Raw genomic sequence first — 16,665 nt, forward strand, 5'->3', positions numbered from 1 at the left:
GTGGCACCCGGGTCGGTGGGTAGGCGGCGGACCAGTGCGCGTCCCCGCCGTGGACGCCGTCCCGCACACCGATCCGCACCGAGGAAGTGGTCCCCACCCCATGGACGTGTCGTTCCTGGCACCGGTCTTCGAGGCCGCCGGCCCCTTCGCCACCGTGACGGCCGACGTCACGCACACCACCGAGAACGCCGACACCGAGCTCGACCTCCGCGTCCGTGCGATCGCCGAGAAGCTCGGCGAGCAGGGTGCGCCCGAGGTCGTCGTCGAGGCGCTGCGCGGCCGGCTGCTCGAGGGCAACGACGGCGGTGAGGCCGGCACCGTCCGTGGCCGCGCGGTCGTCGTCGCCGCCGACGGCACCGTCGTCTTCGACCAGGCCCTCGCCGACGTGCCGCGCCAGGAGCTCGCCGAGTGGGCGCCGCAGCCGCACCTGCTGCCGGTGCTGCGTGCACTGCCCGGCCGCGTGCCGCACGTCGTCGTCCTCACCGACCGCGTCGGTGCCGACCTCACCCTCGCCCACCTCCCCGGCCATGCCGACGAGGAGGAGACGGTGGAGGGCGACAGCTTCCAGATCCGCAAGATCCAGGGCGGCGGCTGGGCGCACCACCGGTACCAGCACAACGCCGAGAACAAGTGGGTGCACAACGCCGACGACGTCGCCGAGCACATCGCCTCGGTCGTGCGGCGGGTGCACCCCCGTTTCGTGCTGCTGGCCGGTGACATGCGCGCGCGGCAGATCCTCTCCGACCGCGCCAGCGGGCTGTGGTCGGACCTGATCGTGTCCATCGACGAGGGCGGCCGCGCCGCCGGCGCCGACCGCGAGCCCGTGGAGCGCAAGGCCGCCGAGCTGGTCGCCGAGCACGAGGCCCGCGACGAGGCCGAGACGGTCGAGAAGATCAGCTCCGCCGGCGCCCACGGCCTGGCCGTGACCGGCACCGCGAACGTGGTGGAGGCCCTGCGCAAGGCCCAGGTGGAGACGCTGGTCCTCGCCGACCCGCCCGACGACGAGCAGCTGCTGGTGGGCGCCTCGCCGCTCGAGCTCGGCGTCGACCAGGCCGACATGGACGCCCTCGGCGTCCAGGAGGTGCACTCGGTGCCGGCCGACAGCGCGCTGCTCGCCGCCGCCGTGGCCAGCACCGCCGGCCTCGTCGTCGTGCCGCGCGCGGCGATGCCGGGTGACATCCCCGTGGCGGCGATCCTCCGCTACACCGACGAGTCCACGCCCACCCCCCAGTGACGGAGGCAGCAGCCATGACCGACCCCCACCAGGAGGGCACCCCCGCGGGCACCAGCCCGGCCGACGTCGACCGCCGCGCGGCGATCGCCGAGGCGCTCGGCAAGGAGGTCTGGCCGGCCGACCGCGACACCCTGGTCGCCCGCGCCCAGGAGTCGAACGCGACCGACCGCGTGCTGGCCGACCTGCGCCGGCTGCCGTCCGGCCGGCAGTTCGAGAACGTGCAGGACGTGGCCCGGGAGCTGGGCATCGGCACCGAGCAGCACCGGTTCTGAGGAGGACCCCGTGGTCACCCAGAAGGAGCCGAGCCCCGAGGCCCTGGCCAACGTCACCGAGCACAACATCGAGACACGTGCCGACCTGCTCCCCGAGGAGGCGGCGATGAAGGGCAGCGGCATGGAGGAGGTCGCCGCCGAGATCATCCTCGCCGAGTCGGAGGAGCGGACCGTGCACCCCGACGCGGACGACGCGCAGGGCGGGCACCGCCAGTCCTCGGACACGGCGGACCTGCCCTGAGCGGGCGGCACGAGCACCCGGTCCAGCTGCGCTGGTCCGACACCGACGTCTTCGGGCACGTCAACCACGCCCGCGTGCTCGGGCTGCTCGAGGACGCACGGCTGTCGATGGTCGACTCCTCGCCGGGCGCGGGGATCATCCTCGCCCGGCTGGAGATCGACTACCTCCGGCAGGTGCAGTACCGGGTCGGTGAGCACCTGACCGTCGCCACCTCGATCACCCGTCTGGGCCGCAGCTCCATCGGCATGCGCCAGGAGCTCACCCAGGACGGCGAGGTGGCCCTGCGCGCGGAGATGGTGCTGGTCGCCTTCGACTACGCCGCCGACGCCTCGGTGCCGCTGACCGACGACCAGCGCGCGCACTGGTCGCGCTGGCTGGTCGACCGACCGGGCGACGGCGGGGTCGCCGGTCCCCCGGCGGGGTAACGGGCGGACATGGCCAAGACGACGAAGAGCGGCGACGCCAGGCAGGACGAGATCCCCAGCACCCTGCGGCGCTCGGACGACAAGGCGCAGCGCACGTTCGCCAAGGCCCACGACTCCGCCGTCGAGGGGTACGACGGCGACGAGGAGCGGGCCAACCGGGTGGCGTGGGCGGCGGTCAAGCACACCCACGAGAAGGTCGGCGACCACTGGAAGCCGAAGGAGCGCAACGGTCCCTCCGACGCGCAGGCCGAGGGTGGCGCGGACACGGACCGGGAGACCAAGGGCGGTGTCGACGCCAACGCCTCCAAGGCGCACCTGATGGACCTCGCGAGGCGGCTGGACGTGCACGGGCGCTCGTCGATGACCAAGGACGAGTTGGTCGACGCCATCCAGAAGGCCAACGACCGGGAGACGGCCAGGGCCCGTCAGAGCTGATCGGGCGGGACCGTCCAGAGCTCGCGCTGAGGCCGGCCGAGCGGCACCGTCCCGGTGCGGGTGAGGACGACCTGCTCCTCGAGCGCCAGCCGCAGGCACTGGCCGTCCCACTCGGGCACCGGCACGCGGACGGCGAGCTCCACGGCGAAGGCGGTGCCCGGGTGCAGCACCCGGTCGCCGTCGCCGGGGACGCCGCGCTGGTCGTCCCACCGGCCGATCGCCGGCCCGGCGCCGTGCCCGTGCACGCCCACCGGGTGGGAGTAGACGTCGGTGGGCAGGCCCTCGGCGGCGGTGGCGGCCCGCGCCGCGGCCAGCACCTCGTTGCCGGTCCGGCCCGGCACCAGCGCGGCGGCGGTCAGCTCCTGCGCCCGCCGGCCGGCCGCCCACGCCCGCCGCAGACCGGCCGGGGGCGCGTCCTCCCCGGGGTGCAGCAGGTAGACGCTGCGCTGCAGGTCGGTGGCCAACCCCAGGCTGGACAGGCCGGCGTCGCAGGTGACCAGGTCGCCGGGCGCCAGGACGGCGTCCTGCGGCACGGCCGGGAGGTCGACCCCGGCGTCGGGCCGCAGGGGCACGCCGGCGCGCTGCACGGTGACCCCGGGGTGGAACCACGACGGGGTGCCGAGGCCGGCCAGCCGCTCGCGCACCGCCCACGCCAGGTCCGCCGCGGTGGTCAGGCCGGGGACGAGCGCCGCGGGGGACAGCACCTCGGCCAGCACCCGGTCCGTGAGCCGGGCCAGGGCGTCGAGCGCGGCGACCTCCTCCGGCAGCCGCGCCTCCAGCCACCCGACGACGAGGTCCTCGGCCGACACCAGCCGGTCGGCGAGGTCGCCGAGCGCTCCGGCGAGCAGCCGGTGCTCGGCCACCGACAGGCCGTCGGCCAGCGGGCAGCCGGCCGAGACGTCGATGCCGATCCGGCGCGGGTCGGCCTGGGCCACGATCCGCCGGACCGCGGCCCACAGGGCGCGCTCGTCGCCGTCGTCGGTGTCGCCGTCCTCCTCGGGCGACCACCCCGGCAGGTACTGGCCCACCGGGTAGCGGGAGACGGCGACCGGCGTGACGCCGTCGTCGCTGCGGTGCAGGACCAGGACGACGAGCCGGCGGGCCGACAGCCAGGTCGCCGGGAGCAGGGTGGGCAGCACCGGGTCCTCGCTGCCCTCGCGGCCGACGACGAGCCACAGGTCGATGCCGGCGCGGTCCATGAGCCCGGGCAGCAGGTCGAGCAGGCGCTGGGTCAGCCACCGGTCGCGGACGTCGGCCTGCTGGCGCAGCGGCAGGGGCACCGTCCGCGTCGGGTCCGGGACGACCAGCGTCATGGGGAACAGGGAAGCAGAGAACCGCCGCCGCCACCTGCTGGGACCCAGCGGTCACCCGGACTCGGTACGGGCCGCACCGGGCAGGCGCGGGGCGGGCACGGTCGGCGGGTCCACCAGCTCGGTGGCCGGCGCCCGGCGCGGCGGTGGCGGCGGGGGCGGCGCGAAGGTGGCCACGCGGTCGCGGCCGCCCTGCTTGGCCGCGTACATCGCCGCGTCCGCCCGGTCGACCAGCCGCCACAGCGCCCCGACGGCGTCCTCGACGTCTCCCGGGTGGGCCAGCGCGACGCCGATGGAGGCGGTCACGGCGTGCCCGTGGACGCTGCGCGCGGCGCACACGGCCAGCCGCAGCCGCTCGGCGAGGTGCGCCGCCTCGCCCGGGTCGCCGACCAGCCCGAGGACCACCAGCTCCTCCCCGCCGAGGCGGGCGAGCACGTCGCTGGGCCGCACGGTGTCGGCCAGCACGCCGGCGACGGCCCGCAGGACGGCGTCGCCGGCGGCGTGCCCGTGCCGGTCGTTCACCTGCTTGAAGTGGTCGAGGTCGATGACCAGCGCGGCGACGCGCTCGCCCTCGCGGCGGGCCTGCCGCCACAGGCGCGGGACCTGCTCCACCAGGTACCGGCGGTTCCCCAGCCCGGTGAGCGGGTCGCGCTGCGAGAGCGCCTCGGTGGCCGCGAGCAGCCGCCGCTCACGGCGGCGCAGGAGGCTCACGCCGACGGCGACGAGGTCGAGCGTGCCGGCGGAGATCGCCACCTGGACCGCCAGCCCGCCCGCGCTGTCGTAGCCGTGCTGCATCGCGACGAGGACGGCCACCGGCGTGACCGCCATGTGCACCCCGAGCATCCACGGCACGAGGAACCAGGCGGCCACCACCGACGGGAACAGCAGCACCAGCGGCGTCGCGTAGCGGACCGGGTCCTCGATGCACAGCGCGACGACGACGTAGACGAGGTCGCCGAGCAGCACCAGGCCGAAGGTCTGCCACAGCCCGATGCGGCGGCGCACCACCAGCGGCACGGCCGCCAGCAGGCACGCGATCATGGTGAGGCCGTACGTGGTGCGGACCACGCCGTCACGGACGACGCCGTCGAGGGCCAGGTTGACCAGGCCCACGAGGCCGCCGGCGAGGAGCAGGACGGCGAGCAGGAGCGCGGCGACCCTGTTCTCGGGACCGCCGGGCCCGAGGTCGCTCCGGGACGGCGGCCGGTCGGGATCAGGTGGCCGGACGGGGGTCACGGTCGCAGCCTGCCCTAAGAGGACGACGCCGTGCGCGGTCGTCCCCGCCCGCACCCGGGGGCGACGGCGAGGGCGGGCGCGGGACCCCCGGCGGGGCGTCCCCGCTGGCAGGCTGACCGCGTGTCGCTCCCGGAGCCCGGTCTCGTCGACGTCCGCAGCCTGGCCGACCACCCGCTCACCGAGGCCGGGGCCGCGGCCCTGCGCATGGTGGCGCCGGGCGCGGTCACCGCGGGGCGCTTCGGGCTGGTCGAGTACCGGCTCGCGCCGCGGTCGCCGGGCGCGGCGCCGCACTACCACCAGACGTTCTCCGAGTCCTTCTACGTGCTCTCCGGCGAGCTCACGCTCTACGCCGGCGGCCGCTGGCAGCCCCACCGGCCCGGCGACTTCGCCCTCGCCCACGAGCGCGGGGTGCACGGCTTCCGCAACGACTCCGACGAGCCGGCGTCCTTCCTGATCCTGTTCACCCCCGGCATCGCGCGCGAGGAGTTCTTCGCCGAGACGGCCGAGATGCGGCGTTCGGGGGTCCGGCCGAGCCCGGAGGAGATGACGGCCTTCTACGCCCGGCACGACCAGGTGATGGTCGAGGAGTGAGGCGGCGCGGGCTGGGCACCGTGCACCCGGGACGGCCGGACGACGAGGAGGCGCGCCCATGGCACAGGGACCGTGGTTCTACTGCCTGAAGCACCACGCCGTGGAGACCCGGGACGGCTGCGCCGAGCGGCACCGCCTGGGTCCCTACGACACCCGGGAGGAAGCCGAGCACGCGTTGCAGGCGGTGGCCGACCGCAACGAGCAGCTCGACCAGGAGGACCGGGAGTGGGAGGGCCGCTGACCGGCCCTCCCGGATCCGCCCGGCATGATCGGGCCCGGTGCGCCGGGTCCGCCGGTGCCCGGGAGGAGGCAGCGTGACCACCGCAGCGGAGAGTCGTCCGGTCGAGGACCTGGTCGTCGGGGTGCTCGGCGGCACCGGTCCCCAGGGGCGCGGGCTCGCGGTCCGGCTGGCCGCCGTCGGGCAGCGGGTGCTGCTCGGGTCCCGCGACGCCGACCGCGCCCGCGAGGTGGCGGAAGAGGTGGCCGGGCGGGCCGCGACCGTCTCCGGCGGTGAGGTGTCGGTGCAGGGCGGGTCGAACCTCGACGTCGCCGGCGCCGCCGACCTGGCGATCGTCGCCGTCCCCTACGCCGGGCACGCCGCGACGCTGGCCGAGCTGGCCGCGCCGCTGGCCGGCAAGGTCGTCGTCGACTGCGTGGTGCCCATGGGCTTCGACGAGCTCGGCGCCTTCGTGCTCGACGTGGAGGAGGGCAGCGTCACCCAGCAGGCCGCCGCGCTGCTGCCCGACTCCGACGTCGTCGGCGCGTTCCACCACCTGTCGGCCCGGCTGCTGGAGGACCTCTCCCAGCCGACCATCGACGGCGACGTCATGGTCGTCGGCGACGTCCGCGCGGCCACCGACACCGTGCAGGCGCTGGCCGGGCGGCTGCCCGGGATGCGCGGCATCTACGCCGGCCGGCTGCGCAACGCCCGCCAGGTCGAGGCGCTGACGATCAACCTGGTGTCGGTCAACCGCCGCTACAAGGCCCACGCCGGCATCCGCGTCACCGACGTCTGAGGCCGGTCACCGCCCGGCCAGCTCCAGCAGGCCGGGGACGACGTCGGCCGGCGGCGGCATCGCGGCGATCTCGGCGGCCACCTCGCGGGCGGCCGTTGCCAGGGCCGGGTCGGACACCAGCCGCTCGAGCAGTGCCGCGGTGATCCCGCCGGGGTCGACGGCCACGCCGGCGCCGCGGATGGCGACCAGGTCGCCGTTGGTGCGGCGGTCGCCAGCGCCGCGGACCACCAGCTGGGGCACGCCGGCGGCCAGCGCGGTGAGCACGGTGCCGGCGCCGCCGTGGTGGACCACCCCGGCGGCGGCCGGCACCACCTGGGGGAACGGCAGCCAGTCCGCCGTCCGCACCGGTGGGGGCAGCCGGCGGCGGGCGACCCGGCGGTCGGGGCGGACCAGGACGACGTCGAGGTCGGTGCCCGCCGCGGCCGCGACGACGTCGCGCATCAGCCGGTCGGGGCCGGGGGAGGCCACCGTGCTGCGGCTGACCAGCACCCGCGGCCGCGGGCCCGGGCGGGTGAACTCCGCGTCGAAGGGGCGGTCCGGCGTCCACGGGACGAAGCGCACCGGCGTCCCCGTCCGCTGCCCGACCACGCTCGGGGGCGCCGAGGTGAGCACGCGTGCCGGCGGCGGGAGCTCGCCCAGGCCGCGGGCCGGGCCGTAGGTGCCCAGCGCCGCGGCCAGCAGCACCCCGGCGTCGTACAGGTTGCCCTCCACCAGCACCGACGGGACCCCGCGGCGGGCGGCGGCCTCCGCGCCCGCCGGCGCCAGGGGCTCGTGGACGACCAGGTCGGGGCGGTGCTCCTCGGCCGCGGCGAGGACGCCGTCGGCCATCCGGGTGCCGAGGGTGCCGAACAGCAGCCCGACCCCCGTCGTCCCGCCCCGCCCGGCCATCTCACGGCGGGCCAGCAGCGGCCGGCGCAGCATCAGCCGGCCGAACAGCGGGCCCAGCCGCAGGCCGGGGGCGACGTCGGTGGGGGAGAGCTCCGGCGGGCAGCTCGCCATCCCGTCGCCGGCCGTGGCCACGCGTACGTCGGCGCCGGCGTCGCGCAGGGCCAGCGCGAGCGGGACCAGCGGCAGGACGTGCCCGGTCAGCGGGGACGCCACGACCAGGACGCGCATGCCCCCAGGCTGGCCGCCCGCGGCCCGGCCGACAAGGGACGGGATCGCGAGCGGGTGCGCCGGCGCGGGATCCCGGGCTCCGGGACGCTGCGTCGGCGCACCCGCTCGCGGCAGGATGGGCAGGTGCTGCTCGCGAACGCGGTCGCGGTCCTGCACGCGGCCGTCGTCCTGTTCATGCTCACCGGCGCCCTGCTGGCGCTGCGCCGGCCGCGGCTGGTGCGCCTGCACGCGCCGCTGGCGCTGGCCGTCCTCGCGGTGAACCTGTCCGGCGCGGCCTGCCCGCTGACCACGCTCGAGCTCGCGCTGCGGGAGCGGGCCGGGGCGCCGCCCTACGACGGCGGCTTCCTCGGGCACTTCCTGTTCGGCCCGCTCGGCCTCGACGTCGGCTCGGCCGCCGTCCAGGTGGGGACGTACTCCGTGGCGCTCGGCCTCAACGCCGCCGGCTACGGGCTGCTGCTCGTGCGGACCCGGCCCGGACGCCGGCGCCCGGCTCAGCCGTAGAGGGCCGCGTCAGGTCGCTCGCACACGCTCACCCCGGCAGGGGCGGGAGACCGCCCGCCGGCTACTCGAAGGAGTGCTCCGGGCCCGGGAAGACGCCGCCCCGCACCTCGTCGGCGTACTCGCGGGCCGCGCGCAGCAGCTCTCCGCGCAGGTCGGCGTACCGCTTCACGAACTTCGGTACCCGCCCGTCGGTGAGCCCGGCCATGTCCGGCCACACCAGCACCTGCGCGTCGCAGTCCGCTCCGGCGCCGATGCCGATCGTCGGGATGGACAGCTCCTTGGTCACCTGGGCCGCGATCGGGGCGGGCACCATCTCCAGGACGACCGCGAACGCGCCGGCCTCCTGCACCGCGTGCGCGTCGGCGATCAGCTGGTCGGCGCCGGCGCCGCGGCCCTGCACCCGGAACCCGCCGAGCGCGTGCTCGCTCTGCGGCGTGAAGCCGACGTGCGCCATCACCGGGACGCCGTTGTCGGTGAGCATCCGGATCTGTGGCGCCACCCGCACCCCGCCCTCGAGCTTGACCGCCTGCGCGCCGCCCTCCTTCATCATCCGGACCGACGTCTCGAAGGCCTGCTGCGGGCCGGCCTCGTAGCTGCCGAAGGGCAGGTCGGCCACGATCAGCGACCGCTTCGTGGAGCGGGTGACCGCCTTCGTCATCAGCAGCAGGTCCTCGACGGTGACCGGCACGGTGGAGCTGTGCCCGAGGACGACGTTGCCCGCCGAGTCGCCGACCAGCATCACCGGGATGCCGGCCTCCTCGAACACCTGCGCGCTGAAGGTGTCGTAGGCGGTGAGCATCGCCCACCTCTCGCCGCGCTCCTTGGCCTGCTGCAGGTGGTGGATGCGCACCCGCGCGGTCGACGTCCCGCCGTACAGCACCGATTCGCTCACGCCTGTGCTCCTTCGCGGACGCTGGGCAGGCTCTCCCGCCAGCGGTTGGTGATCGGCAGCCGCCGGTCGCGGCCGAAGGCCTTGAGGCTGATCTTCGTGCCCGGCGCGGACTGCCGGCGCTTGAACTCCGCGACGTCGACCAGGCGCAGCACCCGGGCCACGACCTCGGGGTCGTGCCCGCGCTCGAGCAGCTCGGCCATCCCGAGGTCGCGGTCGACGTAGTCGGCGATCACGGCGTCGAGCTCCTCGTAGGAGGGCAGCGAGTCGCTGTCCTTCTGCCCGGGCGCGAGCTCCGCCGACGGCGGCTTGTCGATCGAGTTCTGCGGGATCGGCTCGGTCCCCCCGCGGTCCCGGGCGTACGCGTTGCGCCAGCGCGACAGCTCCCACACCAGCGTCTTGGGCACGTCCTTGATCGGCGCGAACCCGCCCGCGGCGTCGCCGTAGAGCGTCGAGTAGCCGACGGCGACCTCGCTCTTGTTGCTGGTGGCCAGCAGCAGGTGGCCGTGCTGGTTGGACAGCCCCATGAGCAGCGTGCCGCGGATGCGGGCCTGCAGGTTCTCCGCCGCCGTCCCCGACAGCTCGACCTGCGACTCGAACGCGTCGACCATCGGCGCGATCGGCACCGTGGAGAAGTGCAGCCCGAGGCGCCGGGCGCTGTCCTCGGCGTCGGAGAGCGAGTGCTCCGAGGACCACCGGGAGGGCAGGGCGACGGCGTGCACCCGGTCGGCGCCGAGCGCGTCCACCGACAGCGCGGCCACCAGCGCCGAGTCGATGCCGCCGGACAGCCCGAACACCACCGACGGGAAGCCGTTCTTGTCGATGAAGTCCCGCAGGCCCAGCACCAGCGCCCGCCAGACCTCCTCGCAGTCGCCCAGCGGGTCGGCCACGTGCCCGGGACGCGCCTCGAAGGCGGCCACCGGCTCCTCGGACAGGACCGTCCGGATGACGGTCATCGGCCCGATCCGCCCCTCGCGCCGCTGCGGCACGCGCGCCGGGTCGAGGGTGAGGTCGACGCGGAGCAGGTGCTCGACGAACTGCGGCGCCCGGGCCAGCAGCTCCCCGCCGGCCGAGACGGCGAGGGAGTCGCCGTCGAAGACCAGCTCGTCCTGCCCGCCCACCTGGTTGCAGTAGACGATCGGCGCGTTCGCCTCGGCGGCGCGGCGGCGGACCAGCGGCAGCCGCAGGTCGTCCTTGGCGCGCTCGTAGGGCGAGGCGTTGGGGGAGACGACCAGGTCGACGCCGGCCTGCCCGGCCACGCCGCACGGCCCCCCCTCGACCCACAGGTCCTCGCAGATGGTCAGCGCGACGTCGACGCCGTGGACCCGCACGACCTGCAGCTCGCTGCCGGGCACGAAGTAGCGCGCCTCGTCGAAGACGCCGTAGTTGGGCAGGTGGCGCTTGGCGTAGCGGCCCTCCACCCGCCCGCCGTGCAGCAGGGCCGCGGCGTTGCGGGGCTGGCCGCGGCGGGGGTTGGCGTCGCCGGGCCGCTCGTCGTCGACGCTCTCGTCGCTGCCGGGCGGGGTGTCGACGGCGGCCGGCCCGGGGCCCTCGGTGTGCGCCAGGTACCCGACGACGACGGCGACCCCGCCCAGCCCCTCCCGCTCCAGCGTGCCGGCGAGGTCGGTCAGCGTCTGCTCGCTGGCGCGGGCGAAGGACTCGCGCAGCACCAGGTCCTCGGCGGGGTAGCCGGTGAGCGTCATCTCGGGGAAGACGACGAGGTGCGCGCCGTCGTCGGCGGCCTTCCGGGCCCAGTCGACGACGAGCGCGGCGTTGCCCGCCAGGTCGCCGACGCGGGTGTCGACCTGGGCCATCGCGACTCTCAGCTGCACCGGACCGCTCACGCCGCACAGTCTCGTCGCCGTCGCGCGGGCCCGGCCACCGGGGCACGGGCGCGACACGGCGCCGACCACCCGTGTGCTCCCTCCCCCGAGCGGGCAGGCTGTGCACCGACGACACGCCCCGGAAACGAGCGGACCCGATCATGGCCAGCATGGACCGACAGCAGGAGTTCGTCCTGCGCACCCTGGAGGAACGCGACATCCGCTTCGTGCGGCTGTGGTTCACCGACGTCTCCGGTTACCTCAAGGCGGTCGCGGTCGCGCCGGCCGAGATCGAGGCGGCCTTCGCCGAGGGCATCGGCTTCGACGGCTCGGCGATCGAGGGCTTCGCGCGCGTCTACGAGTCGGACATGCTCGCCAAGCCGGACCCGGGCACCTTCCAGGTGATGCCGGCGACCAAGGGGCGGGCCAGCGACACCGCCCGGATGTTCTGCGACATCACGCTGCCCGACGGGTCGCCGTCGTGGGCCGATCCGCGGCACGTGCTGCGGCGGGCGCTCGGCAAGGCCGCCGACATGGGGTTCACCTTCTACACCCACCCCGAGGTCGAGTTCTTCCTGCTCGAGGACCTCCCCACCGACGGACGGCCGCCGAAGCCCGCCGACAACGGCGGCTACTTCGACCTGTCCACGCACAACGTGGCGCACGACTTCCGCCGCGAGGCGGTCTTCGCGCTCGAGGCGATGGGCATCTCGGTGGAGTTCAGCCACCACGAGGTCGCGCCGGGCCAGCAGGAGATCGACCTGCGCTACGCCGACGCGCTGTCGATGGCCGACAACGTGATGACGCTGCGGCACGTCGTCCGGGAGGTCGCCCTCGCCCAGGGCGTGCACGCCACCTTCATGCCCAAGCCGTTCACCGAGCTGGCCGGGTCGGCGATGCACACGCACGTGTCGCTGTTCGAGGGCGACCGCAACGCCTTCCACGACCCGGCCGACCCGATCCGGCTGTCGACCACCGGGCGCCAGTTCATCGCGGGCCTGCTCACCCACGCCCGCGAGCTCACCGCCGTCACCAACCAGACGGTCAACTCCTACCGGCGGCTGCTGGCCGGCACCGAGGCGCCGACGGCGGCCACCTGGGGCCGGGCCAACCGCTCGGCGCTGGTGCGGCTGCCCTCGTACAAGCCGAACAAGGGGCAGTCGGCGCGGGTCGAGGTCCGCTCGCCGGACTCCGCGTGCAACCCCTACCTCACCTTCGCCGTCCTGCTGGCCGCGGGCCTGCGCGGCATCGAGAAGGGCTACGAGCTCCCCCCGGAGGCCGAGGACGACGTCTGGTCGCTCACCGACACCGAGCGCCGCGCCGCCGGGTACGAGGACCTGCCGGTGTCCCTCGGCGAGGCGCTGAGCGCGATGCAGGGCAGCGAGCTGGTGGCCGAGACCCTCGGCGAGCACGTGTTCGAGTTCTTCCTCCGCAACAAGTGGGAGGAGTTCGACTCCTACCGGCAGAACGTGACGCCCTTCGAGCTCAAGCGCTACCTCCCCGGCCTGTGAGCCAATAGCGCTACGAAGGCCCCTGTCCCGACGCGGGTCCGCTCTGACGGTGTTCCTCGTGCTGGTGCGGTCCTGCAGGACCGCACCAGCACGAGGAACACCCCTAGAGCCCCGGGGCCCTGAGCCATAAGCGCTACAAGGGCGCCTCCCGGACCGGCGGCACGGGGCCGAACTAGGCTCGGGCCCGTGCCGGACCGACCCCGCCTGCTCGTCGTCGTGCCCAGCGACACCGCCCCGCCCGCCCGGCTGGGGGAGTGGCTGCGCGCCGCGGGCCTCGACCTCGACGAGCGGCACCTCGACGCCGGCGACGACGTCCCCGCCGACCTCTCCGGGCACGACGGGCTGCTGGTCACCGGCGGCCCGCAGTCGAGCCTCGACGACGACGCGGTCAGCGGCCTGGGCCCGGTGCGCGCTCTGCTGGCCCGGGCCCTGGCCGACGGCGCCCCGGCGCTCGGCATCTGTCTCGGTGCGCAGCTGATGGCCCAGGCCGGCGGCGGCCGCGTGCGGGCCGGCGTCGACGGTCCCGAGGTCGGCGCCGCGCTGGTGGCCCGGCGCGACGCTGCGGAGACCGACCCGCTGTTCGCCGCGGTGCCGCTGAGCCCCGACGTGGTCCAGTGGCACCACGACGAGATCAGCGAGCTGCCGCCCGGTGCCACCCTGCTGGCCAGCGGCGTCCGCTACGCCCACCAGGCCTTCCGTGCCGGCCGCGCCGGCTACGCGCTGCAGTTCCACGTCGAGACGACGCCGGGGATCGTGCGCCGCTGGGCCGACAGCGACCCGGCCGGCGTCGCCTCCACCCCGTTCGACGCCGCGACCGTCGCCGAGCGCGCCGCCGCCGTGCACCCCGACCTCGAGGAGGTCTGGGCGCCGTTCGCCGCACGCTTCGCCGACCTGGTGCGCGCGGCCCGCGGCGCCGCGGTCTGAGCCGGTGACCACCGCCCGGGAGGTGCCCCGCCGCGCGGTCGTGCGGCTGGTCCGCTTCGGCTTCGAGGACGGCGAGAAGGCGGCGCTGCTGCTGTCCGACCCGGCCCTGGGGCTGTGGGACCTCGACCGCAACGAGCCCGCCGACCCCGAGGCCGCGCCGGTCGTCTCCGCGCTGGCCCGCGCCGGCGACCCCGACCTCGCCGTCCGCTCGCTGTCGCGGCTGGTCGAGGCCCTCGACGCCGCCGACCCCACCGGCGGGTCGGCCGCGGCGCTGCTGGCCCGCCTGCGCGGCTCGGGCTCCCTGCGCAGCCGGCTGCTCGCGGTGCTCGGCGCCAGCGCGGGCCTGGCCGACCACCTCGCCGCCAACCCGGGCGACTGGACCGTCCTCGACGCCGACGGCTCCGGTCAGGGACGCGGTCCCGTGCGGCCGGCCGCGTACGCGCTGGAGCGCCAGATGCTGGTGGCCGTCGGCGCCGACCCGGACGACCCGCCGTGGGGCGTCCGGCTGGGCAAGGCCGCCCCGGACGCCTCGCCGCAGCGTGTCGCGGCGCTCCGGCTGGCCTACCGGCGGGCGGTGCTGAGCCTGGCCGGCCGCGACCTCGGGGAGGGGCTGTCGGCCGAGGACGTCGCCGCCGAGCTCGCCGACGTCGCCGCCGCGGTGCTCAGCGCCGGGCTCGCCCTCGCCGTCGCCGAGCAGCCGGAGGGGGCCGCGGCCTGCCGGCTGGCGGTCATCGCGCTCGGCAAGACCGGCGGCCGGGAGCTCAACTACGTCAGCGACGTCGACGTCGTGTTCGTCGCCGAGCCGGTCGACCCCAGCGACCCCGAGGCCCCGGCGGTGCAGAGCGCCACCCGGGTGGCCGCCGCGCTGATGCGGATCTGCCGCGAGGCGGCGTGGGAGGTCGACGCCGCGCTGCGCCCCGAGGGCAAGGCCGGCGCCCTGGTGCGCACGCTGGCCAACCACGCCGCCTACTACCGGCAGTGGGCGAGCACGTGGGAGTTCCAGGCGCTGCTGAAGATGCGCCCGGTGGCCGGCGACCCCGACCTCGGCCGCGCCTACGTCGACGAGCTGTTCCCGATGGTGTGGCAGGCCGGGGACCGTCCCGGCTTCGTCGCCGAGGTGCAGGCCATGCGGCGCCGGGTGGAGGACAACATCCCGCCGGGGCAGGCCGATCGGGAGCTCAAGCTCGGCCGCGGCGGCCTGCGCGACGTCGAGTTCGCCGTCCAGCTGCTGCAGCTCGTGCACGGGCGGGTCGACGTCCGGCTGCGGGTGGGCGGCACGCTGCCGGCGCTGTCCGCGCTGCGCGCCGGCGGCTACGTGGGCCGTGACGACGCCGACACCCTCATCGCCTCCTACCGGTTCCTGCGCACCGTCGAGCACCGGCTGCAGCTGCTGCGGCTGCGGCGCACCCACCTGCTGCCCACCGACGAGCAGCAGCTGCGCTGGCTGGCCCGGTCGCTGGGCTACAAGCCCGACGCCCGCGGCACCGCCGTCGACGTGCTGCGCGCGGAGCTGAACCTGCACACCCGCGAGGTGCGCCGGCTGCACGAGAAGCTCTTCTACCGGCCGTTGCTGTCGGCGGTGGCGCGGGTGCCGGCCGAGGCCGCGCAGCTCGGCAGCGAGGCCGCCGGCGACTGGCTGCGCGCGCTCGGGTTCGGCGACCCGCAGGGGGCGCTGCGGCACATGGGCGCGCTGACCGGCGGGGTGTCGCGCTCGGCGTCGATGCAGAAGTACCTGCTGCCGGTGGTCCTGCAGACCCTCGCCGACTGCGCCGACCCCGACGCCGGGCTGCTGGCCTACCGGCAGGTCAGCGAGGCCCTCGGCGGCAACCAGTGGTACCTGCGGCTGCTGCGCGACGAGGGCCAGGTGGCCGAGCGGCTGGCCCGGCTGCTCGGCTCCAGCCGGTACGTGGCGGCGCTGTTCACCCGCACGCCGGAGGCGCTGCGCATCCTCGCCGACGACGACGAGCTGGAACCGCGCGGCGCGGCGTCGCTGGCCGGAGCCTGGCGCGCCGCCGCCGGGCGCGCGGCCGACCCGCAGGCCGGCATCCGCGTGCTGCGCGGGCTGCGCCGCCAGGAGCTGCTGCGGATCGCCTCGGCCGACCTGCTGGGCCGCCTCGACGTCGCCCGCGTCGGGCAGGCGCTCACCGACGTCGCCGTGGCGACGCTGCAGGCCGGACTCGACGTCGCCGTCCGCGCGTGGGCCCGGGAGGCCGGCATCGACCCCGCCGACGTGCCGGTGGAGCTCGCCGTCATCGGCATGGGCCGGCTCGGCGGCGGCGAGATGGGCTACGGCTCGGACGCCGACGTGCTCTTCGTGCACCGCCCCCGGGCCGGGGCCGACGAGGGCCGGGCGGCGCAGGTCGCCAACGCGGTCGCCCACACGCTGCGCCGGCTGCTGGGCGAGCCCGCCCCCGACCCGCCCTTCGAGGTCGACGCCGACCTGCGCCCCGAGGGCCGGCAGGGCGCGCTGGTGCGCAGCCTCGACGCCTTCGGCGAGTACTACGAGCGCTGGGTGTCGGTGTGGGAGGTGCAGGCGCTGCTGCGCGCAGCGCCGGTGGCCGGCAGCGCGGAGCTGGGCGCCGCGTTCATGGAGCTGGTCGACCCGCTGCGCTATCCGGAGGCCGGCCTGACGGCCGAGCAGGTCGCCGAGATCCGCCGCATCAAGGCCCGCGTCGAGCGGGAGCGGCTGCCGCGCGGCGCCGACCCGGCCACCCACGCCAAGCTCGGCCGCGGCGGCCTGGCCGACGTCGAGTGGACGGTGCAGCTCCTGCAGCTGCAGCACGCCGCCCGCGTGCCGGCGCTGCGGACGCCCTCGACCACCGGAGCGCTCACGGAGCTGGCCGCCGCGGGCCTGCTGACCGGGGAGCAGGCGAGGTCGCTGCGCGAGGCGTGGGAGCTGGCCAGCCGCGCGCGCAACGCGGTCTTCCTCGTCCGTGGCCGGCCCGGCGACCAGCTGCCCCGGCCCGGCCTGGAGCTGGCCGGCGTCGCGCGGGCCACCGGCACCGGCCCCGACGTCGACCCCGGGCAGTTCCTCGACGACTACCGGCGCACCACCCGGCACGCCCGCGGCGTCGTCGAGCAGGTCTTCTACGGCCAGCCGGCCGGGTGACCGGCCGGGTGTGCGGGTCGCGCCCGCGGGGC

At 76.1% G+C, this 16,665-nt stretch carries 17 protein-coding genes; 12 read left to right on the top strand and 5 right to left on the bottom strand.

The window, feature by feature from the left end; genetic code table 11:
* Positions 1–100 precede the first annotated feature (100 nt).
* From HLV61_RS07800 to HLV61_RS07820, 5 genes are read left to right on the top strand one after another with little or no spacing between them, the layout of a single operon-like run.
* Positions 101–1,234: a baeRF2 domain-containing protein gene (locus HLV61_RS07800; protein WP_369254004.1), complete on the top strand. Its 1,134-nt coding sequence runs from the start codon at positions 101–103 to the stop codon at positions 1,232–1,234.
* Positions 1,235–1,248: 14 nt separating this feature from the next.
* Positions 1,249–1,506, top strand: coding sequence for a DUF2795 domain-containing protein (locus HLV61_RS07805; protein ID WP_369254006.1), 258 nt, complete (start codon positions 1,249–1,251; stop codon positions 1,504–1,506).
* A gap of 10 nt (positions 1,507–1,516) precedes the next feature.
* Positions 1,517–1,747, top strand: a complete 231-nt coding sequence (locus HLV61_RS07810) for a hypothetical protein (protein WP_369254008.1) — start codon at positions 1,517–1,519, stop codon at positions 1,745–1,747.
* A complete protein-coding gene (locus HLV61_RS07815; RefSeq protein ID WP_369254689.1) occupies positions 1,744–2,172 on the top strand; it encodes an acyl-CoA thioesterase in 429 nt (142 codons plus the stop codon). The genes HLV61_RS07810 and HLV61_RS07815 overlap by 4 nt, the downstream gene beginning before the upstream one ends.
* A gap of 9 nt (positions 2,173–2,181) precedes the next feature.
* Positions 2,182–2,607, top strand: a complete 426-nt coding sequence (locus tag HLV61_RS07820) for a ChaB family protein (RefSeq protein WP_369254010.1) — start codon at positions 2,182–2,184, stop codon at positions 2,605–2,607.
* Here HLV61_RS07820 and HLV61_RS07825 read toward each other — a convergent pair.
* Entirely contained in the window at positions 2,598–3,920 is a 1,323-nt protein-coding gene (locus HLV61_RS07825) for a M24 family metallopeptidase (RefSeq protein WP_369254012.1), read from the bottom strand. The genes HLV61_RS07820 and HLV61_RS07825 overlap by 10 nt on opposite strands.
* 51 nt (positions 3,921–3,971) lie before the next feature.
* On the bottom strand, positions 3,972–5,153 hold the full coding sequence (locus HLV61_RS07830) for a GGDEF domain-containing protein (RefSeq protein ID WP_369254014.1): 1,182 nt from the start codon (positions 5,151–5,153) through the stop codon (positions 3,972–3,974).
* A gap of 120 nt (positions 5,154–5,273) precedes the next feature.
* Here HLV61_RS07830 and HLV61_RS07835 point away from each other — a divergent pair, with 120 nt between their 5' ends.
* The 3 genes from HLV61_RS07835 to npdG all read left to right on the top strand — a co-directional run bounded on the left by HLV61_RS07835 (position 5,274) and on the right by npdG (position 6,760).
* Positions 5,274–5,744, top strand: coding sequence for a cupin domain-containing protein (locus HLV61_RS07835; RefSeq protein ID WP_369254016.1), 471 nt, complete (start codon positions 5,274–5,276; stop codon positions 5,742–5,744).
* A 58-nt stretch (positions 5,745–5,802) separates the two neighbouring features.
* On the top strand, positions 5,803–5,985 hold the full coding sequence (locus HLV61_RS07840) for a hypothetical protein (protein WP_369254018.1): 183 nt from the start codon (positions 5,803–5,805) through the stop codon (positions 5,983–5,985).
* A gap of 73 nt (positions 5,986–6,058) precedes the next feature.
* The gene (gene npdG, locus HLV61_RS07845) at positions 6,059–6,760 is read left to right on the top strand and encodes an NADPH-dependent F420 reductase (RefSeq protein WP_369254020.1); all 702 of its coding nucleotides are present in this window, start codon (positions 6,059–6,061) and stop codon (positions 6,758–6,760) included.
* Positions 6,761–6,766: 6 nt separating this feature from the next.
* Here npdG and HLV61_RS07850 read toward each other — a convergent pair whose 3' ends face one another.
* The gene (locus HLV61_RS07850; protein WP_369254022.1) at positions 6,767–7,876 is read right to left on the bottom strand and encodes a glycosyltransferase; all 1,110 of its coding nucleotides are present in this window, start codon (positions 7,874–7,876) and stop codon (positions 6,767–6,769) included.
* Between the two features lie 123 nt (positions 7,877–7,999).
* Here HLV61_RS07850 and HLV61_RS07855 point away from each other — a divergent pair, with 123 nt between their 5' ends.
* A complete protein-coding gene (locus HLV61_RS07855) occupies positions 8,000–8,377 on the top strand; it encodes a DUF2784 domain-containing protein (RefSeq protein WP_369254024.1) in 378 nt (125 codons plus the stop codon).
* A gap of 61 nt (positions 8,378–8,438) precedes the next feature.
* Here the strand turns inward: HLV61_RS07855 and panB are convergent, their stop codons facing one another.
* Both panB and HLV61_RS07865 read right to left on the bottom strand, forming a co-directional pair.
* Positions 8,439–9,269, bottom strand: a complete 831-nt coding sequence (gene panB, locus HLV61_RS07860; protein WP_369254026.1) for a 3-methyl-2-oxobutanoate hydroxymethyltransferase — start codon at positions 9,267–9,269, stop codon at positions 8,439–8,441.
* A complete protein-coding gene (locus HLV61_RS07865) occupies positions 9,266–11,110 on the bottom strand; it encodes an NAD+ synthase (protein ID WP_369254028.1) in 1,845 nt (614 codons plus the stop codon). The genes panB and HLV61_RS07865 overlap by 4 nt, the downstream gene beginning before the upstream one ends.
* 149 nt (positions 11,111–11,259) lie before the next feature.
* On the opposite strand from HLV61_RS07865, the gene glnA reads away from it, so the two are divergent.
* The 3 genes from glnA to HLV61_RS07880 all read left to right on the top strand — a co-directional run bounded on the left by glnA (position 11,260) and on the right by HLV61_RS07880 (position 16,633).
* On the top strand, positions 11,260–12,600 hold the full coding sequence (gene glnA / locus HLV61_RS07870; protein ID WP_369254031.1) for a type I glutamate--ammonia ligase: 1,341 nt from the start codon (positions 11,260–11,262) through the stop codon (positions 12,598–12,600).
* 186 nt (positions 12,601–12,786) lie between these two features.
* Entirely contained in the window at positions 12,787–13,524 is a 738-nt protein-coding gene (locus HLV61_RS07875; protein ID WP_369254033.1) for a type 1 glutamine amidotransferase, read from the top strand.
* A 4-nt stretch (positions 13,525–13,528) separates the two neighbouring features.
* Positions 13,529–16,633, top strand: a complete 3,105-nt coding sequence (locus HLV61_RS07880; protein WP_369254035.1) for a bifunctional [glutamine synthetase] adenylyltransferase/[glutamine synthetase]-adenylyl-L-tyrosine phosphorylase — start codon at positions 13,529–13,531, stop codon at positions 16,631–16,633.
* Positions 16,634–16,665: the final 32 nt, after the last annotated feature.

The sequence above is a fragment of the Geodermatophilus amargosae genome (assembly GCF_041028265.1).
Lineage (GTDB): Bacteria > Actinomycetota > Actinomycetes > Mycobacteriales > Geodermatophilaceae > Geodermatophilus > Geodermatophilus amargosae_A.

Coding starts and splice junctions, on each gene's coding strand:
- HLV61_RS07825 (WP_369254012.1), bottom strand. CDS start 3,920: ATGACGCTGGTCGTCCCGGACCCGACGCGGACGGTGCCCCTGCCGCTG.
- HLV61_RS07800 (WP_369254004.1), top strand. CDS start 101: ATGGACGTGTCGTTCCTGGCACCGGTCTTCGAGGCCGCCGGCCCCTTC.
- glnA (WP_369254031.1), top strand. CDS start 11,260: ATGGACCGACAGCAGGAGTTCGTCCTGCGCACCCTGGAGGAACGCGAC.
- HLV61_RS07805 (WP_369254006.1), top strand. CDS start 1,249: ATGACCGACCCCCACCAGGAGGGCACCCCCGCGGGCACCAGCCCGGCC.
- HLV61_RS07840 (WP_369254018.1), top strand. CDS start 5,803: ATGGCACAGGGACCGTGGTTCTACTGCCTGAAGCACCACGCCGTGGAG.
- HLV61_RS07850 (WP_369254022.1), bottom strand. CDS start 7,876: ATGCGCGTCCTGGTCGTGGCGTCCCCGCTGACCGGGCACGTCCTGCCG.
- HLV61_RS07820 (WP_369254010.1), top strand. CDS start 2,182: ATGGCCAAGACGACGAAGAGCGGCGACGCCAGGCAGGACGAGATCCCC.